This window comes from Mycetocola sp., from assembly GCF_025464835.1.
GTDB lineage: Bacteria > Actinomycetota > Actinomycetes > Actinomycetales > Microbacteriaceae > Mycetocola_A.
The window spans coordinates 1-26,021 of the sequence record NZ_JAODMP010000051.1; the positions used below are offsets into that span (position 1 = coordinate 1).

At 64.7% G+C, this 26,021-nt stretch carries 24 protein-coding genes and 1 tRNA gene; 22 read left to right on the forward strand and 3 right to left on the reverse strand.

Annotated features, from left to right (window positions below; genetic code table 11):
• The 7 genes from JWP90_RS06355 to serA all read left to right on the forward strand — a co-directional run.
• On the forward strand, nt 1-1,119 hold a 1,119-nt coding region (locus JWP90_RS06355), incomplete at its 5' end, for a dihydroxy-acid dehydratase (protein WP_297361268.1).
• A 47-nt stretch (nt 1,120-1,166) separates the two neighbouring features.
• Nucleotides 1,167-2,975 (forward strand): acetolactate synthase large subunit, encoded by a 1,809-nt coding sequence (locus JWP90_RS06360; RefSeq protein WP_297361271.1) that lies wholly within the window; start codon nt 1,167-1,169, stop codon nt 2,973-2,975.
• Nucleotides 2,976-2,978: 3 nt separating this feature from the next.
• On the forward strand, nt 2,979-3,488 hold the full coding sequence (ilvN, locus tag JWP90_RS06365) for an acetolactate synthase small subunit (RefSeq protein WP_297361274.1): 510 nt from the start codon (nt 2,979-2,981) through the stop codon (nt 3,486-3,488).
• A gap of 60 nt (nt 3,489-3,548) precedes the next feature.
• Nucleotides 3,549-4,577, forward strand: coding sequence for a ketol-acid reductoisomerase (ilvC, locus tag JWP90_RS06370; RefSeq protein ID WP_297361277.1), 1,029 nt, complete (start codon nt 3,549-3,551; stop codon nt 4,575-4,577).
• 220 nt (nt 4,578-4,797) lie between these two features.
• Nucleotides 4,798-5,268, forward strand: a complete 471-nt coding sequence (locus JWP90_RS06375) for a hypothetical protein (RefSeq protein WP_297361280.1) — start codon at nt 4,798-4,800, stop codon at nt 5,266-5,268.
• Nucleotides 5,269-5,270: 2 nt separating this feature from the next.
• Nucleotides 5,271-5,624, forward strand: coding sequence for a bacitracin resistance protein (locus tag JWP90_RS06380; RefSeq protein ID WP_297361283.1), 354 nt, complete (start codon nt 5,271-5,273; stop codon nt 5,622-5,624).
• A gap of 89 nt (nt 5,625-5,713) precedes the next feature.
• Nucleotides 5,714-7,306: a phosphoglycerate dehydrogenase gene (serA, locus tag JWP90_RS06385; RefSeq protein WP_297361286.1), complete on the forward strand. Its 1,593-nt coding sequence runs from the start codon at nt 5,714-5,716 to the stop codon at nt 7,304-7,306.
• A gap of 67 nt (nt 7,307-7,373) precedes the next feature.
• On the opposite strand, the gene JWP90_RS06390 is transcribed toward serA, so the two are convergent.
• On the reverse strand, nt 7,374-7,622 hold the full coding sequence (locus tag JWP90_RS06390) for a DUF6458 family protein (RefSeq protein ID WP_297361289.1): 249 nt from the start codon (nt 7,620-7,622) through the stop codon (nt 7,374-7,376).
• Nucleotides 7,623-7,722: 100 nt separating this feature from the next.
• Nucleotides 7,723-8,301 carry a TetR/AcrR family transcriptional regulator gene (locus JWP90_RS06395; protein WP_297361292.1) on the reverse strand — a complete coding sequence of 193 codons (579 nt, stop codon included), beginning with the start codon at nt 8,299-8,301 and terminating at the stop codon, nt 7,723-7,725.
• Nucleotides 8,302-8,369: 68 nt separating this feature from the next.
• Here JWP90_RS06395 and JWP90_RS06400 point away from each other — a divergent pair, with 68 nt between their 5' ends.
• From JWP90_RS06400 to JWP90_RS06465, 14 genes are all read left to right on the forward strand, one after another.
• Nucleotides 8,370-9,893: an MFS transporter gene (locus tag JWP90_RS06400; RefSeq protein ID WP_297361295.1), complete on the forward strand. Its 1,524-nt coding sequence runs from the start codon at nt 8,370-8,372 to the stop codon at nt 9,891-9,893.
• 66 nt (nt 9,894-9,959) lie between these two features.
• Nucleotides 9,960-11,015, forward strand: coding sequence for a 3-isopropylmalate dehydrogenase (locus JWP90_RS06405; RefSeq protein WP_297361299.1), 1,056 nt, complete (start codon nt 9,960-9,962; stop codon nt 11,013-11,015).
• 25 nt (nt 11,016-11,040) lie between these two features.
• Entirely contained in the window at nt 11,041-12,162 is a 1,122-nt protein-coding gene (locus tag JWP90_RS06410; protein WP_297361302.1) for a branched-chain amino acid aminotransferase, read from the forward strand.
• A 50-nt stretch (nt 12,163-12,212) separates the two neighbouring features.
• Nucleotides 12,213-12,974, forward strand: coding sequence for a fumarylacetoacetate hydrolase family protein (locus tag JWP90_RS06415; protein WP_297361305.1), 762 nt, complete (start codon nt 12,213-12,215; stop codon nt 12,972-12,974).
• An 8-nt stretch (nt 12,975-12,982) separates the two neighbouring features.
• Nucleotides 12,983-14,236 carry an MFS transporter gene (locus JWP90_RS06420; RefSeq protein WP_297361308.1) on the forward strand — a complete coding sequence of 418 codons (1,254 nt, stop codon included), beginning with the start codon at nt 12,983-12,985 and terminating at the stop codon, nt 14,234-14,236.
• Between the two features lie 11 nt (nt 14,237-14,247).
• Nucleotides 14,248-15,768 carry a glutamate--tRNA ligase gene (gltX, locus tag JWP90_RS06425; protein WP_297361310.1) on the forward strand — a complete coding sequence of 507 codons (1,521 nt, stop codon included), beginning with the start codon at nt 14,248-14,250 and terminating at the stop codon, nt 15,766-15,768.
• Entirely contained in the window at nt 15,765-16,700 is a 936-nt protein-coding gene (locus JWP90_RS06430; protein ID WP_297361313.1) for an NAD(P)/FAD-dependent oxidoreductase, read from the forward strand. The genes gltX and JWP90_RS06430 overlap by 4 nt, the downstream gene beginning before the upstream one ends.
• A gap of 57 nt (nt 16,701-16,757) precedes the next feature.
• Nucleotides 16,758-16,829, forward strand: a tRNA-Gln gene (locus JWP90_RS06435).
• Nucleotides 16,830-17,499: 670 nt separating this feature from the next.
• Nucleotides 17,500-18,657 (forward strand): MFS transporter, encoded by a 1,158-nt coding sequence (locus tag JWP90_RS06440; RefSeq protein ID WP_297361316.1) that lies wholly within the window; start codon nt 17,500-17,502, stop codon nt 18,655-18,657.
• Between the two features lie 69 nt (nt 18,658-18,726).
• Nucleotides 18,727-19,428, forward strand: coding sequence for an isochorismatase family protein (locus JWP90_RS06445; RefSeq protein ID WP_297361319.1), 702 nt, complete (start codon nt 18,727-18,729; stop codon nt 19,426-19,428).
• 15 nt (nt 19,429-19,443) lie between these two features.
• Complete coding sequence (locus tag JWP90_RS06450) at nt 19,444-20,313, forward strand: hypothetical protein (protein ID WP_297361322.1); 870 nt, start codon at nt 19,444-19,446, stop codon at nt 20,311-20,313.
• Between the two features lies 1 nt (nt 20,314).
• Nucleotides 20,315-21,094 (forward strand): ABC transporter ATP-binding protein, encoded by a 780-nt coding sequence (locus JWP90_RS06455; RefSeq protein ID WP_297361324.1) that lies wholly within the window; start codon nt 20,315-20,317, stop codon nt 21,092-21,094.
• A complete protein-coding gene (locus JWP90_RS06460) occupies nt 21,091-21,945 on the forward strand; it encodes an ABC transporter permease (RefSeq protein WP_297361327.1) in 855 nt (284 codons plus the stop codon). Before JWP90_RS06455 ends, JWP90_RS06460 begins: the two co-directional genes overlap by 4 nt.
• Before the next feature lie 51 nt (nt 21,946-21,996).
• A complete protein-coding gene (locus JWP90_RS06465) occupies nt 21,997-23,178 on the forward strand; it encodes an ABC transporter substrate-binding protein (protein ID WP_297361331.1) in 1,182 nt (393 codons plus the stop codon).
• 636 nt (nt 23,179-23,814) lie between these two features.
• Here JWP90_RS06465 and JWP90_RS06470 read toward each other — a convergent pair.
• Nucleotides 23,815-24,480, reverse strand: coding sequence for a GntR family transcriptional regulator (locus tag JWP90_RS06470; RefSeq protein ID WP_297361338.1), 666 nt, complete (start codon nt 24,478-24,480; stop codon nt 23,815-23,817).
• Nucleotides 24,481-25,612: 1,132 nt separating this feature from the next.
• On the opposite strand from JWP90_RS06470, the gene JWP90_RS06475 reads away from it, so the two are divergent.
• A partial coding sequence (locus JWP90_RS06475) for a PAS domain-containing protein (RefSeq protein ID WP_297361334.1) occupies nt 25,613-26,021 on the forward strand: 409 nt, incomplete at its 3' end.

Here is a 26,021-nt window from a genome sequence, read left to right on the forward strand (position 1 = left end):
GAGTGCGCCATCGTCCCGGGCGAGGGCGCCTGCGGCGGCATGTACACCGCGAACACGATGGCCTCCGTCGCCGAGGCGCTCGGCATGAGCCTGCCCGGTTCGGCCTCGCCGCCCTCGGCCGACCGTCGCCGCGACTACTTCGCCCACCGCTCGGGTGAGGCCGTCGTGAACATGCTGAAGCACGGCATCACCGCCCGCCAGATCCTCACCAAAGAGGCCTTCGAGAACGCGATCGCGGTCGCCATGGCCTTCGGCGGCTCCACGAACGTGGTCCTGCACCTGCTCGCCATCGCGAACGAGGCCGGCGTCGACCTCACGCTCGACGACTTCAACCGGATCGGCAGCAAGGTCCCGCACATCGGCGACCTCAAGCCCTTCGGCAAGTACGTCATGAACGACGTCGACCGCCACGGCGGAGTTCCCGTCGTGATGAAGGCTCTCCTCGACGCCGGACTGCTGCACGGCGACGTGCTCACCGTGACCGGCAAGACGGTGGCCGAGAACCTCGCCGACCTCAACCCGATGCCGCTCGACGGCGAGGTCATCCGCACCCTCGACAACCCGATCCACGCGACCGGCGGCATCACCGTGCTCCACGGAACCTTCGCTCCCGAAGGAGCCGTCGTGAAGACCGCAGGCTTCGACGCCGACATCTTCGAGGGCCCTGCACGCGTCTTCGAACGCGAGCGCGCCGCCATGGACGCTCTCACCGACGGGAAGATCGCCGCCGGCGACGTCATCGTCATCCGTTACGAAGGCCCGAAGGGCGGCCCCGGTATGCGGGAGATGCTCGCCATCACCGCGGCCATCAAGGGTGCTGGGCTCGGAAAAGATGTACTACTATTGACGGACGGTCGATTCTCAGGCGGCACAACCGGCCTCTGCATCGGCCACATAGCACCCGAAGCAGTGGATGCCGGTCCCATTGCCTTCGTGCGCGATGGTGATCTGATACGGGTCGATATCGCAGCTCGGTCGCTCGACCTACTTGTCGACGAACAAGAGCTGGCCGCCCGCCGCAACGGCTGGGCACCGCTTCCTCCGCGCTACACCCGTGGCGTCCTCGCAAAGTACGCCAAGCTCGTGCACTCCGCCGCGGAAGGCGCGATCACGGGATAGTTGCGCGACTCACGTTCAGATCAACCATCGACAAGGGAATCCATACGATGCCTGCGGAACCTCGCACCGCCATATCGCCCGCTGACCTCAAGGCCGCCCACGCTGGCCCTGAAACGATGAGCGGCGCATCAGCCGTCGTTCGAACGCTCGAACTGCTCGGTATCACCGATGTCTTCGGCCTGCCTGGCGGCGCCATCCTGCCCGTCTACGACCCGCTGATGGACACCTCCAAGATCCGCCACATCCTCGTTCGGCACGAACAGGGAGCGGGGCACGCGGCCGAGGGGTACGCCGCATCCACCGGCAAGGTGGGTGTCGCGATCGCCACCTCAGGTCCAGGAGCGACCAACCTCGTCACCGCCATCATGGACGCGCACATGGACTCCGTCCCTCTGCTCGCGATCACCGGGCAGGTGTTCTCGAACCTGATGGGAACTGACGCCTTCCAGGAGGCGGACATCGTCGGCATCACCATGCCGATCACGAAGCACTCCTTCCTCGTCACCGACGCCAACGAGATCCCGGCCACCATCGCCGCGGCGTACCACATCGCGTCGACCGGGCGACCCGGTCCAGTCCTCGTCGACATCACGAAGGACGCCCAGCAGCAGGAGGCGCCGTTCGTGTGGCCGCCGAAGATCGACTTGCCCGGCTACCGCCCGATCACCAAAGCACACGGCAAGCAGATCCAGGCGGCAGCGCAGCTGCTCGTCGAAGCGAAGAAGCCGGTGCTCTACGTCGGTGGCGGAGTGATCCGCGCCAAAGCGTCAGCCGAACTTCTCGAACTCGCCGAGCTCGTCGGTGCGCCTGTTGTGACCACGCTGATGGCCCGCGGAGCGTTTCCCGACTCACACCAGCAGCACCTTGGCATGCCAGGGATGCACGGCACTGTTCCTGCCGTGCTCGCGTTGCAGGAGTCCGACCTCATCGTTTCGCTCGGTGCCCGGTTCGATGACCGGGTCACCGGCAAGACCGCCCTGTTCGCCCCGAATGCGAAAATCGTGCACGTCGACGTCGATCCCGCTGAGATTTCCAAGATCCGCATGGCAGACGTGCCCATCGTCGGCGATGCCAAAGATGTCATCGCCGACCTCACAGCTGCGTTGCGCCCGGTCCTCGCCGAAACCACGCCGGACACCGAAGCGTGGTGGACGTATTTGAACGGTCTCCGCGAGGAGTTCCCGCTCGGATACACCATGCCGACCGATGGTCTCCTTGCTCCCCAGTACGTCATCCAGCGGATCGGGGAACTCACGGGACCCGAGGGAATCTACGCCGCAGGCGTAGGCCAGCACCAGATGTGGGCGGCGCAGTTCATCAAGTACGAGCGACCGAACTCCTGGCTCAACTCCGGTGGTGCCGGAACGATGGGTTACTCGGTGCCGGCAGCGATGGGCGCGAAGGTCGCCGAACCGGACCGCGTCGTCTGGTCGATCGACGGTGACGGATGCTTCCAGATGACGAACCAGGAACTCGCCACCTGTGCGATCAACAAGATCCCGATCAAGGTCGCCGTCATCAACAACTCCTCACTTGGCATGGTCCGCCAGTGGCAGACCCTGTTCTACGACGGCCGGTACTCCAACACCGACCTGAACACCGGGCACGACAGCGTTCGGATCCCCGACTTCCTCAAGCTCGCCGACGCGTACGGATGCCTCGGCATCCGGGTGACGAAGGAGGAGGAAGTCGACGCCGCCATTCAGCTGGCGCTGGAGACCAACGACCGTCCGGTCGTCATCGACTTCGTCGTCAGCGCGGATGCCATGGTGTGGCCGATGGTTCCGCAGGGAGTCAGCAACAGCTACGTCCAGTACGCGAAAGACCACAGCCCGTCGTTCGATGAGGAGGCCTAAGCCATGAGCAGACACGTTTTGAGCCTGCTTGTCGAGAACAAGCCAGGACTTCTCACCCGCGTCGCCGGCCTTTTCGCCCGGCGTGGGTTCAATATCGAGTCCCTCGCCGTCGGCACGAGCGAGGTGCCCGGCCTGAGCCGGATCACCGTCGTCGTGACGGTGGAGGGCCTTCCGCTCGAGCAGATCACCAAGCAGCTGAACAAGCTCGTCAACGTGATCAAGATCGTCGAACTCGAATTCGACCAGTCGGTGCAGCGTGAGCACCTGCTCATCAAGGTGCGTGTCGACAACACCACCAGGTCGCAGGTGCTCGAAGCGGTCACCCTGTTCCGTGCGCGCGTCGTCGACGTCTCGACCGATGCCGTGGTGATCGAGGTCACCGGCGATTCGGGCAAGACCGCCGCAATGCTGAAGGTCCTCGAGCCATATGGCATCAAAGAGATGGCCCAGTCAGGCCTGCTGGCCATCGGCCGAGGCTCCAAATCCATCACCGACCGCGTATTCAAGAACTAACGGGCACCCGGCCGGAACCGTCCGGCATCCGCCCACCAACCTCACAAGGAGAAACAACAATTGTCTGAGATTTTCTACGACGCAGATGCCGACCTCTCGATCATCCAGGGGAAGAAAGTCGCCGTTGTCGGTTATGGCTCACAGGGACACGCCCACGCACTGAACCTTCGGGACTCCGGTGTCGATGTCGTCATCGGCCTCAAGGAAGGCTCGAAGTCGATCGCCAAGGCCGAAGAGGCTGGCTTCACCGTCAAGAGCGTCGCCGACGCCGCGGCCTGGGCAGACGTCATCGTCATCCTCGCGCCTGACCAGTTCCAGCGTACGATCTACGCCGAGTCGATCAAGGACCAGCTCTCCGAGGGCAAGGCGCTCGTCTTCGGCCACGGCTTCAACATCCGCTTCGGCTACATCGAAGCGCCTGAGGGTGTCGACGTTCTCATGGTCGCCCCGAAGGGCCCTGGCCACACCGTTCGCCGCGAGTACGAAGCCGGCCGCGGAGTTCCCGTGATCGTCGCTGTCGAGAAGGACGCGACGGGTAACGCCTGGGCGCTGACCCTCAGCTACGCGAAGGCAATCGGCGGCCTGCGTGCCGGCGGAATCAAGACCACCTTCACCGAAGAGACCGAGACCGACCTGTTCGGCGAGCAGGCCGTCCTCTGCGGTGGGGCTTCGCAGCTCGTCCAGTACGGTTTCGAGGTCCTCACCGAGGCTGGATACCAGCCGCAGGTCGCCTACTTCGAGGTGCTCCACGAGCTCAAGCTCATCGTCGACCTCATGTGGGAGGGCGGCATCGCCAAGCAGCGCTGGAGCGTCTCAGACACCGCCGAGTACGGTGACTACGTTTCAGGACCTCGGGTCATCGACCCGAACGTCAAGGAGAACATGAAGGCCGTTCTCGCTGACATCCAGTCCGGTGCGTTCGCCAAGCGGTTCATCGACGACCAGGACGCCGGGGCACCCGAGTTCCTCGAGCTCCGCGCCAAGGGCGAGGCTCACCCGATCGAGGAGACCGGCCGCGAACTGCGCAAGCTCTTCGCCTGGAACGCCTCGAACGATGACGACTACACCGACGGTTCCGTCGCGCGCTAGTCTCTGATCGCGAAGAACGAACGGCTCCCGCCTCGGCGGGAGCCGTTCGTCGTTGTAGCCACGCTCAACAGGGCAGGAAGGCTGGAGCAGGCGGGTTCGTCCTGTTCGGTGTGCGCAGGCGCCAGATCGCCCTGTCGATTCTGCACCCCGGCATGGGTCGGCGGGTTACCGCGCTGTCCCTGAAGACAGCGCCTCCGTGAACGCCGGTACGCTTGAGCCTATGAGTTCCGATCCGCAGGACGACGAGGCGCTGACCTGGGCCGGTGACCCCGATCCGGTTGAAGCGCCTGGGTCGAAGAACCACCAGGCGGCCCCGGCTGAACCAGCCGTCGCCGGCGGCTGGAAAGTGGTGGGCAAACCCGGGCGAATAGCGACGGCACCTGAAGACAACCGCCAGGGTCAGCTGAGCTCCGTCGCACTCGTCACATACGGCGTCCTCGCCGGAACCTACCTCCTGTACACGATCGGGTGGCTCATCGCTGCCCAGCGCACGACGGGTGCTCCGGCCGACATCGTCGGGGGAGTGATGTTCACGGTCGGGCTCTGGTTCGCCGTGCTCGCGCCCGCACTCTGGATTGCCGCCACATTGTGGGTTACCCGTGGTTCCTCGACTGTGCGCGCCCGCCTGCTCACCCTTGCCGTCGGTGTTCTCGTTCTCGCCCCCTGGCCCTTCATCGTCGGAGCGAATTGACCATGACGGCCTCATCGGTACCGGAAACCCGCCCAGCCGCTCCGGTTTGGCTGACTTCAGCCCTCGCCGCGCTCTTCGGGCTCCTGTTCGCTTTCGATGTTTGGGAAGCGGTCGGCAACCTCGTCGGTGTGAGCGTCGTCGCATCCGGGCTGGAAACGACGATCAACGCACTCGGCTGGGTGGTCCTCATCCTCGGCATCCTGCTGCCGATGGCTGCGTTCGCGCTCGCTTTCTGGCTGGGCCGGCGCAGGAACCTGCTCGCGCAGGTGCTCTTGTACCTCGCGGGGCTCGGCACCGTCGCCGCGGTCTCACTGAGCCTGCTCGCACTGTTCGGTATCGGATCGGTGCTGACGTAATACCGCGAGCGCATCCGATAAAGTGTGAAGCACGTGCGTCCCGACGGCTGCGACGCCCGGCCTCCCCGTTGCTAGCAAAGGATGTCCCTGTGTCAAAACCGGTCGTATTGATCGCCGAAGAACTTTCACCAGCAACAGTCGACGCCCTCGGGCCCGATTTCGACATCCGCCAGGTGGACGGCACCGATCGGCCGGCGCTTCTCAGGTCGCTCGCCGACGCTCACGCCATCCTCGTCCGCTCGGCAACTCAGGTGGATGCTGAAGCCCTGGCCTCAGCCCCGCAGTTGAAGGTCATCGCCCGCGCCGGTGTCGGACTCGACAACGTCGACATCAAGGCGGCGACCGCCGCCGGTGTGATGGTTGTCAACGCGCCTACATCGAACATCATCTCGGCTGCCGAGCTGACCGTCGGTCACATCCTCAGCCTCGCCCGTCACATCCCGCAGGCGCACAACGCCCTCGCCCAGGGCCAGTGGAAACGCTCGAAGTACACCGGCACCGAGCTGTACGAGAAGACGATCGGCATCATCGGGCTCGGCCGCATCGGTGCGCTGATCACCGCCCGGCTGCAGGCCTTCGGCACCACCATCGTCGCCTACGACCCCTACGTCACAAGCGCCCGCGCCCAGCAGCTCGGTGTGCAGCTCGTCACCCTCGACGAGCTCCTCGAGCGGTCCGACTTCATCAGCATCCACATGCCGAAGACGCCGGAGACCACCGGCATGATCAGCACCGACCAGCTCGCGCTCATGAAGCCGACCGCCTACATCGTCAACGTCGCGCGTGGTGGTCTCATCGATGAAGACGCCCTGCACGAAGCGCTGGTCACGGGAACCATCGCCGGTGCCGGGCTGGATGTCTTCGTCTCAGAGCCCCCGACCAACGACGCTCTGCTGAGCCTGCCGAACATCATCGTGACCCCGCACCTCGGTGCGTCGACCGATGAAGCACAGGAGAAGGCGGGCGTCTCGGTCGCCCGTTCCGTGCGGCTCGCTCTTGGCGGCGAACTGGTGCCTGACGCGGTCAACGTCGCCGGCGGCGTCATCGACCCGTACGTGCGCCCTGGCATCCCGCTTGTCGAGAAGCTCGGGCAGGTCTTCTCCGCCCTGGCATCGTCTCCGTTGACGAGCGTCGACGTCGAGGTGCACGGCGAACTCAGCGAATACGACGTCAGCGTGCTGAAGCTTGCCGCTCTCAAGGGCATTTTCTCGAACATCGTCAGCGAGACCGTGTCGTACGTCAACGCGCCTCTCCTCGCGGAGCAGCGCGGCATCGTCGTGCGACTCCTGACGGATGCCGAGAGCGAGGAATACCGCAACATCATCACCCTTCGCGGTGCGCTCAGCGACGGCTCACAGATCTCGGTCTCCGGGACGCTGACAGGGACGAAACAGATCGAGAAGCTCGTCGAGATCAACGGCTACGACGTCGAGGTTCCGATCGCCCAGCACCACATCGTGATGCTGTACACCGACCGCCCCGGAATCGTCGCCGTTTACGGTCGTCGCTTCGGCGAAGCATCCATCAACATCGCCGGCATGCAGGTTGCCAGGCGTGCGGCCGGCGGCCAGGCGCTCAGCGTGCTGACCGTCGACTCACCGGTGCCCGATGCGATCCTCGACGCCGTCCGATCGGACATCGACGCGAGCGTTCTGCGCGCCATCGAGATCACCGAGCAGTAACCCGCGTTCCAGACACCATGCAAAAGGGCCACCGCGGAAGCGGTGGCCCTTTTCTGTGCGGTGGTGCTTAGAGAGTGTCGTCGCGCTCGGTCGTGTTCACGCGAGATCCCGTTGCCGGGTCTACGTCGACCCGCGAGGTCGCGACCGTACGGCGTTTCCGGGTGAGAAGGGCGACGCCGATGATGACAACGACAAGACCGGCACCCATGAGGATCCAGCCGATCAGGTCGAGGTCGACGACGTCCACGCTCACATTGAGCGCAAAGGTCAGGATCGCCCCGATGGCGATCAGAAAAATTCCCAAACCAATACTCATGGTGGTTGCTCCCTTTCTGGTGCTGGTGGGATCACCCTAGGGCCTTTTCGGCTTTCGCTGCTAGGGACCGCCATTCCGCACGCGGGGGAACCGGTCTGTGCTATGCCACCAGTCGCGCGATCAAGGCGAGGAGCTGGTCGAGCCCCTCCTCGGAGGTGTCCGCCGGATCGGGCGTGCCCATGCCCATCAGCGCCGAGTTGCTATACAGCCCGTCGCTGATCAGAACGATTGCCCGTGCGACGACCGGGTCGCCGACCGCGTCGGTGACGACATCGAGCCACCGTCGGCGGATGCCGGCGAGTGCTTCTCCGGCGCGAGGATCAGACGTCTGGGCCAGGCGAGCGACGGCGATGAGCGCGCGGTCGAGCTCCGTGTCGGCATGCACCGAGGTGCGGATGAGGTAGTCCACGACACCCGCCGGTGCCCCCAGCATCAGCGTCACGTCTTCCTCGGTGAGAATCCGAAGCCGCTCGAGGAGTCCTTCGGTGAGGGCGTCCTTCGAGCCGAAGTGGTAGAGCAGCCCGCCTTTGGAGACTCCGGCTCGGGCCGCGACGGCATCCAGTGTCGCGCCGCGTTCCCCGGTCTCGATGAGCAGGTCCTCGTATGCGACGAGGACGCGGTCTCGCGCGGACTCGGGATGCGGCATCCGGCTGTCTGATCCGGCAGGGGAAGAGGTCATGTCGACTACTATACCGTCCAGCCGGTATAGTAAGTGCTTCCGTTCGTTTTTCGCCCGCAAGGACAGCCATGACCGCACCCATCCTTCTGCCCACCCAGCCTTCGCTCCGCGTCGGTCGGAGAGGCTGGGCCGCCCTCGTCGTGCTCATGCTGCCCGTGCTGCTGGTCTCCGTCGACAACACGGTGCTCAACATCGCCCTCCCGGCGATCTCGGCGTCGCTCACCCCGAGCGGCACGGCTTTGCTGTGGATGATCGACATCTACCCGCTGGTGCTCGCCGGGCTGCTCGTCTCGATGGGCAGCCTGGGCGACCGGCTCGGCCGCAGGAAGCTCCTTCTCATCGGCTCAGCAGGATTCGGCATGGTGTCGGTTCTCGCCGCGTTCGCGCCGTCGATCGAGCTGCTCATCGCCGCGCGTGCCGCGCTGGGATTCTTCGGTGCCATGCTGATGCCGTCCACGCTCTCCCTCATCCGCAGCATCTTCCGGGACCGGGCACAGAGGCGCCTCGCCATCGCGATCTGGGCCAGCGGATTCGCCGCGGGCAGTGCGCTCGGTCCGATCGTCGGCGGCATCCTGCTCGAGCACCTGTGGTGGGGATCCGTGTTCCTGATCGCCGTCCCCGTGCTGCTTCCCCTGTTCGCACTCGCCCCCTTCCTCGTGCCCGAGTCGCGGGACCCGAACCCCGGCAGGCTCGACCTGGCCAGCATCGCCCTCTCGCTCGGCACCATGCTGCCGATCGTCTACGGGATCAAGCACCTGGCGACGGAAGGTGTGGATGTCGTCGGTGTCGCGTCGATCGCTGTCGGGCTGGCCGCGGGTGCTCTGTTCGTGCGCAGGCAGGGGCGGCTCACGACGCCGATGCTCGACATGGCGTTGTTCAGCAAGCCTGCATTCAGCGGTGCGGTCCTGATCAACCTGCTCAGCGTCATCGCCTTCGTCGGCGGGCTCTTCTTCGTCTCGCAGCACCTGCAGCTGGTGCTCGGCCTCTCCCCGCTCACCGCCGGTCTTGTGCTCGTGCCCGGTCTGGTCACCATGATCCTCGCCGGTCTCCTGGTCGTGCCTGTGGCCGCCCGCGTGCGTCCATCGATTGTGGTCCCCGCCGGTCTCCTCATCTCAGCCGTGGGCTATGGTGCGATCGGGTTCACCGGTGGCGGCGTATCCGCGGTCGGGATCGCGATCTGTTTCGTTCTCCTCGGCCTGGGAATCGGCGCGGCCGAAACGGTGTCCAACGAGCTCATCCTCGCGAACGCCCCCGTCGACAAGGCCGGTGCGGCGTCCGCCGTCTCCGAGACGGCATACGAACTCGGCGCCGTCCTCGGCACCGCCACCCTCGGCAGCATCCTCAGCGCGTCGTACCGGAACGCCGTCGCTCTGCCCGATGGGCTCACCGGGGAACAGCACAGTGCCGCGGCCGAGACGCTCGGGGGAGCGGTCCATGTCGCCGGGGAACTCCCGGCGGATGCTGCGGCAGCGCTGCTCGAGTCAGCCCGGCACGCGTTCGACAGTGGAGTGGGGCTGTCGGCCTGGCTCGGCTGCGGGCTCATCATAACCGCCGCGATTGTCGCGCTGGTCTCCCTGCGACACGTGCGATGAGCCGCACACCGCGGCGATAGGCTGGAGCGGTCGGTAATTTCCCCTCGGTTCCAGGATGGAGCGTTTATGTCGCGTCAGGTCAAGCTTGCGGTAATCCCAGGGGATGGGATCGGCCCCGAAGTCATCGCCGAGGCCGTGAAGGTTCTCGATGCCGCGACCAGGAACAGTGACGTCCGCTTCGAGAAGACCGAATTCTCCCTCGGTGCCGACCGCTACCTGAAGACCGGCGACGTCCTCACCGACGAAGACCTCGACGCGATCCGCGCGCACGACGCCATCCTGCTTGGCGCCGTCGGGGGAGTGCCGGGGGATCCGCGGCTCGCAACCGCCAACATCGAGCGAGGACTGCTGCTCAAGCTCCGTTTCTCGCTTGACCACTACGCCAACCTCCGGCCGACCCGGGTCTACCCCGGGGTGCCGAGCCCGCTCGCGAACCCCGGCGAGGTCGATTTCCTCGTCGTCCGTGAGGGCACCGAAGGGCCGTACGTCGGCAACGGCGGTTTCATCCGGCAGGGCACGGCCCACGAGATCGCCAACGAAGTGTCGGTGAACACCGCGTACGGCGTCGAGCGCGTCGTCCGGTTCGCCTTCGCCAAGGCGGCCGAACGTCGCAACAAACTGACACTCGTGCACAAGACCAACGTGCTCACCTTCTCGGGAAGCCTCTGGCAGCGCATGGTGCACGCGGTCGCCGAGGAGTACCCGCAGGTTCAGGTCGACTACCTCCACGTCGACGCCGCGACGATCTTCCTCGTCACAGACCCTGCTAGATTTGACGTTCTCGTCACAGACAATCTCTTCGGCGACATCCTCACCGATCTGGCCGGCGCAATCAGCGGCGGCATCGGGCTCGCAGCCTCCGGAAACATCAACCCGGAGGGCGCCTTCCCGAGCATGTTCGAGCCGGTCCACGGCTCTGCCCCCGACATCGCAGGGCAGCAGAAGGCGGACCCCACCGCGGCCATCCTCTCCGTCGCCCTCCTGCTCGAACACGTCGGCCTCGCCGCGGAATCCGCAGCGGTCACCGCCGCCGTGACAGCAGACATCGCCGCCCGCACAGGAAAATCGCGCTCCACGTCCGCCGTCGGAGATGCGATCGTTGCTTCACTCGGCGCACACTAGATCTCAGCACGCAAAAGGAACGTACATGACTCTCGCAACAGGAACCGACACCGACTCGTTCGGTCTGGCCTTCGAGCACCGGCCGTCGGCGACGGCCGTCGAGGTCGCCCACCGCGAGGAGATCCTCGCCAACCCCGGGTTCGGCAAACACTTCACCGACCACATGGTCGCCATCGACTGGACTCTCGAGGACGGCTGGCACAACGCTCGCGTACAGCCATACGGGCCGCTCCAACTCGACCCGGCGTCATCCGTTCTGCACTACGGCCAGGAGATCTTCGAAGGCCTGAAGGCGTACCGGCACGCGGACGGCTCGATCTGGACGTTCCGGCCCGAGAAGAACGCGGAACGGTTCCAGCGGTCCGCCCGCAGGCTCGCTCTTCCCGAACTGAGTGTGGAGGACTTCCTGGAGTCCCTCCGCCAGCTCGTGGCCGCAGACAAGGATTGGGTGCCGTCAGGCGAAGACACCAGCCTGTACCTTCGGCCGTTCATGATCGCCAACGAATCGTTCCTCGGCGTGCGGGCGGCCCAGAAGGTGGGTTATTACGTGATCGCCAGTCCCGCTGGCGCTTATTTCTCGGGCGGCGTGAAGCCCGTGTCGATCTGGCTCTCCACCGAGTACACCCGTGCCGGTCGAGGCGGCACCGGAGCGGCGAAGTGCGGCGGCAACTATGCGGCATCCTTGCTGCCCCAGCAGGAGGCCGCCGAGAACGGCTGCGCCCAGGTGCTCTTCCTCGATGCCGAAACCGGCACGCACATCGAGGAACTCGGCGGGATGAACATCTTCTTCGTCCACAAGGACAAGCGGATCGTCACCCCTGAGCTCACCGGATCGATCCTCGAGGGGGTCACACGCGACAGCATCATCCAACTCGCGACCGACCGCGGCTACACCGTCGAGGAACGCGCTGTGTCGATCGATGAGTGGCGCAGCGGAGTCGACTCCGGTGAGATCACTGAGGTGTTCGCGTGCGGCACCGCAGCGGTCATCACGCCCATCGCTGAACTCAAGACGTCGGAGTTCTCCATCGGCAACCCGGACGCCGAACCGGGGGAGCTGACGATGTCCATTCGCGAAGAGCTCACCGACATCCAGTACGGGCGCCGCGAAGACACCCACGGCTGGCTCCACCGCCTGGATTCCTGACGGAACCGGACGGCTGACGACGGATGCTCCGAAGCGGCTAGGCTCGACTCGTGAAAATTGCGCGATTCAGCCATGACGGTGCCATCAACTTCGGGATCCTCGACGAGACCGATCTGGTGGTTCTCGCAGCCGACCCGATGTTCGGTGGTTTCGAAACGACGGGTGAGCGGGTGCCTCTGGCGGACGCTGTGCTCCTGGCCCCGGTCATCCCACGCTCCAAGGTGGTGTGCGTCGGCAAGAACTACGCCGACCACGTGAAGGAAATGGGCGGGGACGAGCCGCCAGCCGAGCCTTTGCTGTTCCTCAAGCCGAACACCTCGGTGATCGGCCCCAACGACCGGATCGTCCTCCCCGCACTGTCGGAGCGGATCGAGCACGAGGGTGAACTGGCCGTCGTGATCGGCTCCGTCGCCAGAAACGTGCGTCCCGAGGATGCCGAGAGCGTCATCTTCGGCTACACCATCGGCAACGACGTTACCGCTCGCGACCTTCAGAAGAAGGACGGCCAGTGGACACGGGCGAAGGGTTTCGACACGTTCTGCCCGCTCGGCCCCGTGATCGAGACCGAGTTCTCCTTCGAGGGTGCCACCATCGAAACCCGGGTCAACGGCGACATCCGCCAGCAGGCTCCGCTCTCTGACATGATCCACTCGGTCGCCGACATCATCGCCTATGCGTCAGCGGTGTTCACGCTGCTGCCCGGCGACGTCATCCTCACCGGTACCCCCGCCGGTGTCGGGCCCATCGTCTCAGGTGACACCGTCGAAGTCGCCGTCTCGGGGCTGGGCATCCTGCGCAACACTGCCGCCTGAGTTCTTACATGAGCAGCGGCGCGATCGGGGAGCCCGGGGTCGCCGCACTCCAGCGGCGGACGGTCTGGCTCCTGTCGGCGGGGCAGGTGCTCGGCGGTTTCGCGGTCGGTGCAACGCTCTCACTCGGGGCGCTCCTTGCCGCCGACATCTCGGGCTCCGATGCCTGGTCCGGGATGGCCGCGACGATGTCCACCCTGGGCGCCGCGATCGCCGCGATCCCGCTCGCCCGGCTCGCCGTGCGCCGGGGCCGCCGGATCGCCCTCAGCAGCGGCGCGCTGGTCTCGGCGCTCGGTGCCCTGCTCACGATCGTCGCAGCATCCGCCCGCAGCTTCCCGCTGTTGTTGATCGCTCTCGCGCTGATCGGGACCGGTACGGCAGTCGGTCTGCAGGCCCGGTTCGCCGCCACCGACCTCGCAGGCGATCAAACCCGAGGCCGTGACCTGTCCATCGTGGTCTGGGCAACCACCCTCGGCGCGGTGATCGGGCCGAACCTGCTCGAACCGGGAGACGCCGTCGGCCGGGTTCTCGGGCTGGTGCCGCTCACCGGACCGTTCCTCTTCGGCATCACCGCGCAAGTGCTGGCCGCTGCCGTCTATCTGCTCGCCCTCCGGCCTGACCCGCTCTTGACCGCCCGGGCGCTCGGCGCCACCTCGGATGCCGGTTCGCGGGCTGCACCGCCGGTGCACGACTCTCGCGCGAGGGAACGCTTCGCGATCCTCGCCGTTGCCCTCAGCCACGCGACGATGGTCTCGGTGATGTCGATGACACCCGTGCACCTGCTCCACCATGGCGCCAGCCTCACCATTATCGGCCTGACCATCAGCCTGCACGTGGCCGGCATGTTTGCGCTGTCACCGGTGTTCGGCCTCCTCGCGGACCGGTTGGGCCGGCTTCCGGTGATCCTCCTCGGCCAGGGCTTGTTCGCCGCCGCGCTCACCACCATCGCGCTCGGGGCGCAATCCGCTTCGGCGGTGAGCGTCGGGCTCATCCTGCTCGGTCTCGGCTGGAGTGCGTCAACCGTCGCCGGATCGGCCCTCGTCACCGAATCGACGGCACAGCTGCGCCGCCCGCGGGTGCAGGGCATCACCGACACGCTGATGAGCCTGTCCGGAGCGGCAGGCGGGGCACTGGCGGGGCCGATCCTCGCGCTCGTCGGCTTCGACGGCCTCGCCGTCACCGCTACCGGCCTCGTGCTCGGCGTCGTCGCCGGGGCCGTCGTGGTGAGCCGCAGGCCCGCCGCTCCGCTTGCCGTCAGCGGCTAGGATCGAGGGTGATGTCAAGCGAAAATTCCCCCCTCTTCTCAACGGCTTCCGGCAGTGACGTTCGCGTCCGATTCTGCCCGTCGCCGACCGGCACGCCCCACGTCGGGCTCATCCGCACGGCCCTGTTCAACTGGGCGTATGCGAGGCACACCGGCGGGCGGCTCGTTTTCAGGATCGAAGACACGGATGCCGCGCGCGACAGCGAGGAAAGCTACGGTCTGATCCTCGAAGCGCTGCGCTGGCTGAAGCTCGACTGGGACGAGGGTGAGGGTGTCGGGGGAGATCACGGCCCGTACCGGCAGTCCCAGCGCACCGACATCTACCGTGATGTCATCGAGAAGCTCACCGCGGCCGGTCACGTCTACGAGAGCTACTCCAACGCGGAGGAGATCGACGCACGAAACGAAGCAGCCGGCCGCCCCAAGCAGTTCGGCTACGACAACTTCGATCGGGATCTCACCCAGGAGCAGAAGGCCGCGTTCCGGGCCGAGGGCCGGCTGCCGGCCCTCCGGCTCAAGGTGCCGGACACCGACCTGAGCTTCGACGACCTCGTCCGTGGCGAGATCACCTTCCCGGCCGGCTCGTTCACCGACTTCGTCGTCGTGCGCCCGAACGGGCAGCCGCTCTACCCGTTCGTGAACCCGGTGGACGACGCCCTGATGGGCATCACGCATGTTCTCCGCGGAGAAGACCTCCTGCCGTCGACCCCGCGGCAGATCGCGCTCTACCACGCGCTCGTCGACATCGGACTGACGACGTTCATTCCCCGTTTCGGCCACCTCCCATACGTCATGGGTGACGGCAACAAGAAGCTGTCGAAGCGTGACCCGGAGTCGAACCTGTTCCACCACCGGGACCGCGGGTTCATTCCCGAGGGTCTCGTCAACTACCTGGCGCTGCTCGGTTGGGGTCTTTCGGCCGACCGTGACGTCTTCTCCCTCGATGAGATGGTCGCCGCGTTCGACGTCGTCAACGTCAACCCGAGCCCGGCGCGATTCGACCTGAAGAAGGCCGAATCGATCAACGGCGACCACATCCGCCTCCTCGAGGTCGGGGACTTCGCCGAACGCACCATCCCGTATCTTGTGCGCGAGGGCATCCTGAGCGAACGGCTCACCGACGAGCAGCGTGCCATTTTGACCGAGGCCGCGCCGCTCGTCCAGGAGCGCATTGGTCTGCTCGGTGAGGCGCCGGGCATGCTCGGGTTCCTTTTCACGGATGCCGCCGGCATCGACTACCAGGACGACGCGCTGAAAAGCCTCCCGCAGAACGCCGCTGAGGTGCTCTCCGCGTCGAGTGACGCGCTCGGGGTGCTGCCGGAGTCGGAGTGGAACGCTCAAGGCCTCCAGGCCGCTCTCGCAGCGACCCTGATCGAGGGACTCGGTCTGAAGCCGCGGATCGCCTACGGGCCGCTTCGCGTTGCTGTCTCCGGCCGCCGTGTCTCGCCGCCCCTGTTCGAGTCGATGGTCATCCTCGGGAAGACCGACACCCTCGCTCGGCTGTCCCGGCTCTCGGCTCACCTGTCCGTATGACCAGCCGGGCCGATGTCGACGTCGTCGTGGTCGGCGGGGGACCGGCCGGTCTCTCCGCCGCACTGAACCTCGTTCGGGCACGGCAGCGGGTTCTGGTGCTCGACGGCAACCGGCCGAGGAACGCGGCGACGTTGTACTCGCACGGTTTCCTGACCCGCGACGGCATCTCCCCGCTCGAGCTGCGTCGGTTAGGCCGTGACGAGGTCGCCGCGTATGACGGCGCCGAGGTGCAGTTCGCCCTGGTCGAGAAGGTGTCGGCCGTGAACGGGGGGTTCCGGGTCACAGCCTCCGGCGTCCGTGGCGCCCCGGATCGCGACGTCACGAGCCGGCGAGTGCTGGTTGCGGCCGGTTTGCGGGAGGTCCTGCCCTCGATCGCCAACCTGAGGGCGTTCTACGGCACCGCCCTGCACAGTTGCTACGAATGCGATGGCTTCGAGAAGGCCGGTGAAGCACTGGCCGTTGTCGGGGAGTCTGACGATCTGGCTGAACGGGCGCTGCACGCCTCGATGTGGAGTGATGACATCATCGTCTTCACCAATGGTGTCGGGAAAGTCTCCGACGACGACGAACGGATGCTGGCAGCTCACGGCATCCGGGTCGAACGTCGTGTCGTCAGCGAGCTCGTCGGCGAACGTGCCCAGCTCACCGGCGTGAAGCTCGCCGACGGTGACGTGATCGCCCGGACGGCGGGATTCGTGCGCCCACGGTGGGAGACAGCGCTCGGGTACCTCGAAGGGCTGGGTGCCGAGACCGACGAGCACGGACTGCTCGTCGTCGACCGGGACGGGCGGACCTCCGTGCCCGGCCTATATGCCGCGGGCGACATAACCCCGCCGGGCCCTGAGCAGCTCATCGTCGCTGCTGGCGCAGGGGCGCGGGTATCGGCAACGATGGTGCGTGACACCGTAACCGCGCGCACCCTCTCAATTTGAGGATGGGCCGCCGGTAGGCTACAGTTGACACTCGGCCGGGGCAATGCTTTTGGCCATTGGGGTATGGTGTAATTGGCAACACGGATGATTCTGGTTCATTTGTTCTTGGTTCGAGTCCAGGTACCCCAGCAGTAACAGGCGCAGGATTCTGCGGCGAAATCAGACATCGCCCATCCTCTCGTTCAGGTTGTTTTTCGGTCTTTTGACCATAAACAAGACCAGAAACCCCGACACAAGTCGTCGGACGCCCCAGCTGTCCCGGCCTGTGGCGATGGGGGCGAGTCGCCATTTCACACGAGACGGGCATCAAGACTTAAGAACGGGCGAACTCTCGTGCTGCCCGACGATCGCGTCCGTCGATTCGCGTGGCTCTCCACCACCGAGCTGGAGCCGACGACCAAGCGCGGAGGCGGGTAGATCGGGCAAGCCTTGCGCCGTCGATCCGCCGGTAGTAGTCCCGTCCGCCATCGCGGATCTTGTACAGCTGTCTGTCGGCGGGGTAGCTGTAGGCCTGCGGCATAGGGAACGGTCCCGGGAACGAGACGTAGATAATCACCTTATTGAAGTTCTCATCACCGTCGAGATTCACCCCACTGAACACGGTCGAACGGCACAAGCGATATTTCAATCGAGTCGGAGTATCCCTGAGCCGAACGGCCCGGCGATGCCTCCCTTGTCTAATGGCATGGCAGGAGTTGATGAGGAACGAGAATCTCCGCGTGATCGCACCCGGCAGCTGAAGAATGTCATAGCATGTCTTTATGCGTACCCTTGTATACAACGGCATCCCGGCGGCACCATGTCGTTGATCAAGATCAACGCCCTGAGCGGGCTCTACTCGCTGGGACTCGGTATCTCAGGGGTCATGCTGACCTTCGTCGCAATCTCCGACGGGCTGCCAATAGGCGTCATAGCTCTTTTGAGCGCGGCATCTGCGGCCTCGCAGATGATCAGCAGGCTGGTGCTCGGCGTCGCGTTCCGTCACGTCGCCGACCGCGTCGTCATGGCGCTCGCCCTGCTCGTGCTTGGACTCTCCATGGGGGCCGTGCTCGCGTTGCCCGGGATAGTCGGACTCACCATCGCCCAAGTCTTGCAGGGCGCATCCCGCGCGGGGTTCTGGACGGGCAGTCAGATCCATGTGCTGCGGCTGGCGAAGGTACCCGCGAACGGGATGGCCCGCAATCAGTTCGTTTCGAGTGCCATCGGTGTGCTCGGACCAGTCATCGCTGGCGCCTTCGCGGGGCAAGATCCTCGCCTGGCGGCTTGGGTAGTGCTGAGCATCAGCCTGCTCGGAGTTGTTGGGAGCATGCTGCTTGGTCGACTGCCGGTCTTCGACCCGCCGAAGAAGCCCAAAGAAGGCGGCGTATGGAAGCGCCCCGGCGTGGCCATCTCCTCGATGGGAAGCCTCGCGAGCGGCGTGTGGTATGTCGCCATCAACACGTTCGTTCCCGTCGTGCTCGGTGCCGCGCCGTGGTCCACCCTGAGCATCGGACTCATCATGGCGGCGACGAACGCTTCGATGCTGATCGGCGTGATCGGCGCCGGCGTGGCCAAGCCTGTATGGTACGAGTCCATCATCATCATCGGCACGATCACGAGTTCGCTCGGTGTCGCCCTCCTGTGCCTGGCCGGCATACTGCCACTGGTCACCATGGCCGGACTTGTCACCTCCGGAGTCGGGGCCGGCATGCTGATGACTCTCTACCCGACGCTCGCAGCGCAATCGGTGCACCCCGAGGAGAAAGCGCAGGCCGTCGTGACCACAGGTGTGTACCGGTCGAGCGCTCTGTTGGGCACACCCATCCTCGTGTCCGTCGCCACGCTCGTCATGCCAATCGGTGGGGCCATGCTCATCGTCGCGGGCATCGCCGGGGCGCCTGGGATCGTGACCGCAATCAACCGAGCGCTGGCCGCCGCTGGGAAGCGCCGCTTCGAAGGTCCTGAAACAGAGCTGTAACACCTTCGTCATGCACCAGAGTATTCTGCTGTATACAGTTCTTTTCATCACTCGATGAAAGGAACTTCGATGACCGATCCCAAACCCTGGTCTGACCTCATCCCTTCGGACGACGTCAAGAGCTTTGCGAGCGGATTCAACGCCGCCGACCGTCCGATGAGCGCCGGCACCAAAGCCGCGATCATCGTGGTCGACATGACGCTCGCCTTCGTCGACTCTGCATACCCGACCGGGCACAGCGAGACGGGCTGGCCCTGCGTCGAAGCGAACGCGGAGCTGCTCGCGGCCGCGCGGGCTCTCGGCGTCCCCGTGTACTTCACCAAAGACCACCCCGACCCCTCGCACGTGAAGCTGCCTCAAGAGCGCGGGCGCTGGAAAACACAGGGAGCACCCCGCCAGCCCGAAGGACTGGCGCCGGGTGATGTCATCGTCGACACCCTCACGCCGACCGATGACGAAATCATCATCTACAAGGGCAGCAAGCCGAGCGGTTTCTTCGGTACGCCGCTTGCATCGCTGCTCACCCACCAAAGCGTCGACACCGTCATCGTCACCGGCATGACAACAAGCGGATGCGTGCGAGCGACGACCCTCGACGCGTTCATGAACAACTTCTACGTTGTCATCCCGCACGAGTGCTCGGCCGACCGCAGCCAGATTTCGCACAAGGTCAACCTCTTCGACATGCATATGAAGTACGCGGACGTCGTGTCTCTCGCAGAGACCATCGAGTACTTGCACTCAACCGTTGCCCAACCCGTTACCGTCTGAAAGCGAACAGAACCTATGTCTGGCAATCTTCTCTACGACTACTCGCCGATCACCGAGCGGCCGAAGGTCGAATGGCCCGAAGGCAAGCGCGTCGCCTTCTACTGCGGCCTGAACATTGAGCACTTCCGCATGGGGATGCCTGCGACCAGCGCGAGCCCCCTCACTGCCGGCATGAGCCCAGACCCTATGAATCACGGCTGGCGTGACTACGGCACTCGTGTCGGTATCTGGCGCATGATGGAGCTCTTCGACGAGGTGGGTCTGCGCGCGAGCGCGATCACGAACTCCGAGGTGATCGAGGAGTACCCCCAGATCATCGAGGCCGGCATCGAGCGCGACTGGGCCTGGCTCGCCCACGGCAAGACGAATTCGATCCTGCACACCGGCTTCTCCGAACAAGACGAGACTGTGTTCCTCGACGAACTCTTCGCGATGTGGCACAAGGTTGGCCTGCAGCCCCGGGGCTGGCTCGGGCCGGCGCTCACCGAGACCTACAGCACTCCGAAGCTGCTCGCCGAGCGCGGGGTCAGGTATCTCCTCGACTGGAACGCCGACGACCGGCCGTTCCCGCTGAATGTCGGGGGGCTCATCGAGGTGCCATACAGCATGGATGTGAATGACATTTCGGTCTTCGTGGGTCATCCGACCGCACCGTCCGTCTACGAAGAATTGGCGTTGGCCCAACTCGAGATCTTGCTTGAAGAAGGGGGTGGCGTGTTCGCTCTGCCCGTGCACCCCTTCGTGGTCGGCCAGCCGTCTCGGTTCAAGCACTTCAGGAACATCATTCGAGCGATTACCTCGCACCCCGACGTGTGGGTCACCACGAGCGAAGACATTGCCAACCACTTCCTCTCGACCCCCGCGGCTCCGACCGCAACCGCCTGAGATGCCAGTCCAGACGGCAGAGCCGTTGATCGCTGCCACCACCGCCCCGACTATCGTCGGCTTCTCGTCAGTCGAGATGAAGTATCCCGACGGCACCATTGCGCTCTCCGGCGTAGACCTCGACATCGCTCCTGGTGAGTTCGTGAGCGTGGTCGGGCCCTCCGGTTGCGGCAAGTCGACACTCCTGCGCCTCGCCTCAGGCCTCGAGCACGCCTCGAGTGGTGAGGTCGATGTGGCGACCGATCGGATCGGCTACGTGTTCCAAGACGCGACTCTGTTGCCATGGCGGTCTGTCGAGCGCAACGTCGAGCTGCTCGCCGAGCTCCACGGCGTTCCGTCAGCTGAGCGCAAGGCGAAAGCGAAAGCGGCAATCGGGCTCACCGACCTGACTGGGTTCGAGAAGCACCTGCCGAAGCAGCTCTCGGGCGGCATGAAGATGCGCACGTCGCTCGCCCGCGCGCTCACCCTCGACCCGGAGCTGTTTCTCTTCGATGAGCCGTTCGGCGCACTCGACGAGATCACGCGCGAGCGCCTCAATGACGAACTCATCCGACTGTTTGCCGAGCGGCGCTTCGCCGGACTCTTCATCACGCACTCCGTGAGCGAGGCCGTCTACCTCTCCACGCGGGTCGTGGTCATGTCGGGGCGTCCCGGCGGAATTGTCGCCGAGTTCGAGGTGCCGTTCCCGATGCCGAGGGACCCGGAGATCCGCTACTCGGCCGAGTTTGCGGCACTCACCGGCGAAGTCCACCATGCACTCAGGAAGGGGTACAGCGCATGACTACGACTGTCTGGGCACCAAAGACCGAAGTCGAGACCAAATCGATCGTGAAACCGGCGGCCAGGCGCAAGAGCCGCGTGCCGTCTTTCGTGCCGCCGCTCATCGTCGCCACCGCTGTGCTCGCCGTCTGGTATCTGGTCAGCTACGTGTTCCTCGACCAGACACGACGGTTCTTGCTGCCGCCACCGCATGAGATCTTCACCGGCGCAATCTTCGTGCCCGATATCCTCGCCGATATCGGGCTCGCCAGCCTCCGGACAACGATCGTGGCGCTGATCGGCCTTCTGATCGCAATAGTGCTCGGTGTCGCGTGGGCGGTGGCGATGAGCCAGGCGAGATGGTTGGAGACATCGCTCTTCCCCTACGCTGTCATCTTGCAGTGCATTCCGATTCTCGCGCTGGTACCGCTCATCGGCTTCTGGTTCGGATTCGAGTACCCGGCCCGGGTTATCGTCTGCGTCATGATCGCGCTGTTCCCGATGGTGTCGAACACCCTCTTCGGCATCCAGTCAGTCGACCCCGGGCAGCGCGAGCTGTTCCGGCTGCACGGCGCCGCCCGATGGACTGTGCTGCGCAAACTCGAGTTCCCGAACGCGTTGCCCGCGATCTTCGCCGGGATGCGGATTTCGGCAGGGCTGGCTGTTGTCGGCGCGATCGTCGGTGACTTCTTTTTCCGTCGCGGCGAACCTGGCCTCGGCGCCCTCATCAGCAACTACCAGGCGCAGATCCAGTCGGAGGAACTCTTCGCCGCGATCATTGCCGCTTCGCTCTTGGGAATCGTCATCTTTGCCGCCTTCGGCTGGCTCAGTCGTGCCGTGGTCGGCACCTGGTACGAGTCTTCGGACCGCTGATCCTTTTCCGTACACACTCATTACAGCAAAAGAGAGAGAGAGAGAGAGACCATGCGCTCCATCACGACCAAGCGAATCGTCGCCATCGGCGTCTTTACCGCGACGGCTATAACACTCGCCGCCTGCTCCCCATCTTCCGGGGCCGATGCCGAGGAGGCAAGCGCCGACCTTTCAATCGGCTCGACCGACCTTTCTGATGTCTGCCCGGCGACCATCGTCATCCAGGACTCCTGGTACCCGCAGGCTGAGCTCGGCGGCATGCTCAACCTCATCGCGACCGATTACACCGTCGACGCGGCGAATAAGTCGGTCTCCGGACCACTCATCGCCTCCGACGGATATGCCGGCGTTGACCTCGAGCTGCGAGCAGGCGGCCCGGCGATCGGCTTTACCCCGCCCGTGAGCCAGATGTATCAGGACGCGACGATCACCCTCGCCCGCATGGACACCGACTCAGCAATCCAGAACTCCGCGGATCTGCCGACGATCTCGGTCTTTGCCGCACTCGACGTCAGCCCACTTTCGGTGATGTGGTCGACCGACTACTACCCCGATGTGAAGAGCACGAAGGAACTCGGCGAAGCTCTCGCCGCGAGCGGCGGCGTGTTCCGCTACAACCAGTCCTCGAGCGCCTACCTCCAATACCTCATCCAGAGCGGACAACTCCCCGAGTCAGTCGTGGATGGCAGCTACGACGGTACCCCCGGCAACTTCGTCGCGTCGGGCGGCATGGACTCGCAGCAGGGTTATGCAACCAACGAGCCGTACGTGTACGAGAACATCGTGACCGACTGGGGAAAGCCGCTCTCGTACGAGCTCCTGTCTGACACCGGGTGGGATGCCGCCTCCGGCTACGCGATCCGCACCTCCGACCTCGCCGCGATGAGTGAATGCCTCGCAGAACTCGTGCCGATCTTCCAGCAATCGACGATCGACTACTTCGCTGAGTCAGCTCCGGCGAGCGCACTCTTGATCGCTCTGGTCGAGCAGTACCAGACAGGCTCGATTTACGACCAGGACGTCATCGACTACGCGAACGAGATCATGCTCTCGGAGGGTCTCGTCGGCAACGGCTCGAACGACGCTGTAGGCGACTACGACGGGGAGCGCGTCTCGAAGCTCATCGACATCGCCACCCCCGTGTACACCGAGATGGGCTCGAGCCCAGCCGACGGACTAACGTCCGATGACCTCTTCACCAACGAGTTCATCGACCCGTCCATCGGCTTCTAGCACAAGCGTGCGGGGCGGCACAGCACGGCCGCCCCGCACCTGTGGCGCGTGAAAGGAACAATGTTGCAGTCGTATCTCGCGATCACTACACCCCGAACCCAGCCTCTTCCGGGGCTGGTCGGGCGCTGCTGTGGGAGACCCGTTGCGCCCGACACCTCGAGGTTAAGGGTGAGTCGGACCAGGTCCTGCACGGCTGGGCCGTCGGCGTCGAGGTTGCTAATGCTTCACCGTGACGGATTGACGATCGTCCCTTCGGGGTCGAAGGCTGTCGCAGTGCGTGCCGACGTGCGGGATTCTCAGACTGCCACGGGCTTATCGGCACCGCGTTCGAAGCTGACCGCGCTCGAAGCTTTCGCCAGCGGTCGCCATTCTTATCAGGAACGCGATCAGCGCGTTCCCGGTTGCACTGATCCTTGAACTCGCCTGACCGCCCGTTCCGGCGAAACCCACCGGCGACCCGGGTCGGCGTTCGCCATCTGTCAGGCGGCTACGCCGTACATGCTCGACCGGGGCGGCGACACCGTCCGCATCTCGAGCCGCATGCCGCGGTGCCGATCCGAGGTTCAGCGCCCACGGCAGCGCGAAGGCCGCTCTCAGCAGTCGCCGCGAGGGACGACGAGCTGATCGAGTCCCGTATCAGGCCGTGATCGTCGAGTCGAGCTGGCGTTCCTGCCACATCTGGATTCGTAGGTCGCGCACAGACGAGATCTGCGCCTTCATCAGTTCGACGGCCCGGCCCGAGTCACGGACGGACAGCGCCTCGGTGAGGTGCTCGTTGTAGGAGACGGCTTTCTCCCATTGCCCCGGCTTTGAGATCGTTGAAAGACCCCCAAAGCGCACATGCGGGGTTCCGATGCGCTCAAGGAGTTCAAAGAGCGACTTATTGTGGGCGGCGCGCCAGATGGCGACGTTGAATTCATGATTCAAGGCGATCCGCTCGGGGAGCGGGTGGTCGACAGGGAGTGACCTTGCAGCAGCCGTGATCCGTCGCATTTGGACGAGGTCGAGGTCGGTGCGACGCTCGGCGGCGAGTGCGACGGACGCGCTTTCAAGTATCCCCTTCGTCTCGTACATCTCGTAGATCTCGTCCGGGGCCGGGTCACTCACACGCCAGGAGCGTCCGCCGTTTTTTAGTAGGCCTTCGGTCTCAAGTTTTCGCAGGGCCTCGCGAATGGGGGTACGGCTCACTCCGCAGAAGTCCGCGAGCTGGTTCTCTGAAAGAGTCTCACCGGGACTGAAACGCCCGACGATGACCGACTCCTTGATGAGGTCGAATGCAACCTCGGCCTGACTCCGGCCCATCGCCACGATCTTCCTCCTCGCAGGGCGCATCCGCGACACCGTGTGCACGCCCGTATACAGAATAGCGCCCCGCCCGTCCTCCGCGAGAACCACACGCCATTGGTCAACGGGCGCTCTGGAGGTCTAGCTAGTTCGCAACGTTTGGCGGCATGACGAATCTGGCCACCCCTGGGCGAACTGACTTCCAAAGCTTCGATAAGTAACCAAACGCCGGCGCAAGATTCTGCCCTTCGCGCGACAGGCTGAGATCGATGTCGGTTATCCTCCGATGTAATCACGATCGAACATCGTGGGCGAACCCGTTGCTTAGTCCCGTCGCGTTGGGAGCCAGCATCTGTATCCCTCCTAGTGTCTGGACGAGATTCTGCACGCCTATGCGAGATTGCCCGCTGGCTGAAGGCTAGTGATGCGTCGCGAGGCTCTCGTTGTTCGGGGATAGTCGACGGGACTCACGCTGGAAATTCTCACTACGCCTGTGGTGTCTTCGAAACGTGACCAGAAACGCACCGAGAACCCCTCCGCGTGACCAGAATCAGCCCGTACTCGCCCGTACCAACGCGTAGACTGTGCTCAGAGAACCGCGGAAATCCGCGGCATTCTGACCCCGCTGTGGGTGGACCAAAGGACAAAGAAAACTTTCATTTGTTCTTGGTTCGGGTCCAGGTACCCCAGCAGTAACAGGCGCAAGATTCTGCGGCGAAACTAGACATCGCCCATCCTCTCGATGAGGTCGTTTTTCGGTCTCTTGACCATAAACGAGACCAGAAACCCCGACACAAGTCGTCGGACGGCCCAGCTGTCCGGCCTGTACGGAATCGTCGCTGCATTGCGCGTGCGTCCCCGTCTTCGCTCGCACACCTAACGGGTATGAACGAGACGGCGCAGATCGTGCAGACCTTCCTCACACGGCATGAGCTGGCCGAACGCCTTCAACTCCCCGAGCGGACGCTAGAAGACTGGCGCCTGACACACGCCGGTCCACCGTATATGAAGTGCAACGCCGCGGAGTGTCCCCAAGCCGGCTTCCGACGTGACCGCAATGGCTCGCAGCCCTGCTCGCAGTGCTACTCAGGGATACTAGGTAGTCGGCGAACAGAGTCAGCGAGGGACGTTAACGTCAGGGAGGCGAACGATGCAACTGCCAAAGGGGCGCGTCCACTGGGCGCGCGACGCGGTGGCCGCGGTGGAGGAGCGGGAGCGGGCATTGCAGGCCGCGGAGGAACTAGCTCAGCAGGGCAGCTGGATGTGGGAGATCGGGTCAGACCTGGTGAGCTGGTCTGAACAGGTGCACCAGATTTTCGGGACCGACCCGGCGGGGCAACCGACGACGTACGACGGATACCTATCCATGGTTCATTCCGATGACCGGGAACGGGTGTCGTCAGTGATCCGGGAGACGGTCACAACCGGCGCCAACTTCGAGGTCGACCACCGGATCGTCCGGCGAGACGGCGAGATCCGGGAGGTCCGCGGCAGGGGCCGAGCCGAGCGGGATCCGAGGGGACAGCCAATCCGGTTGATCGGCGGCCTCCAAGACCTCA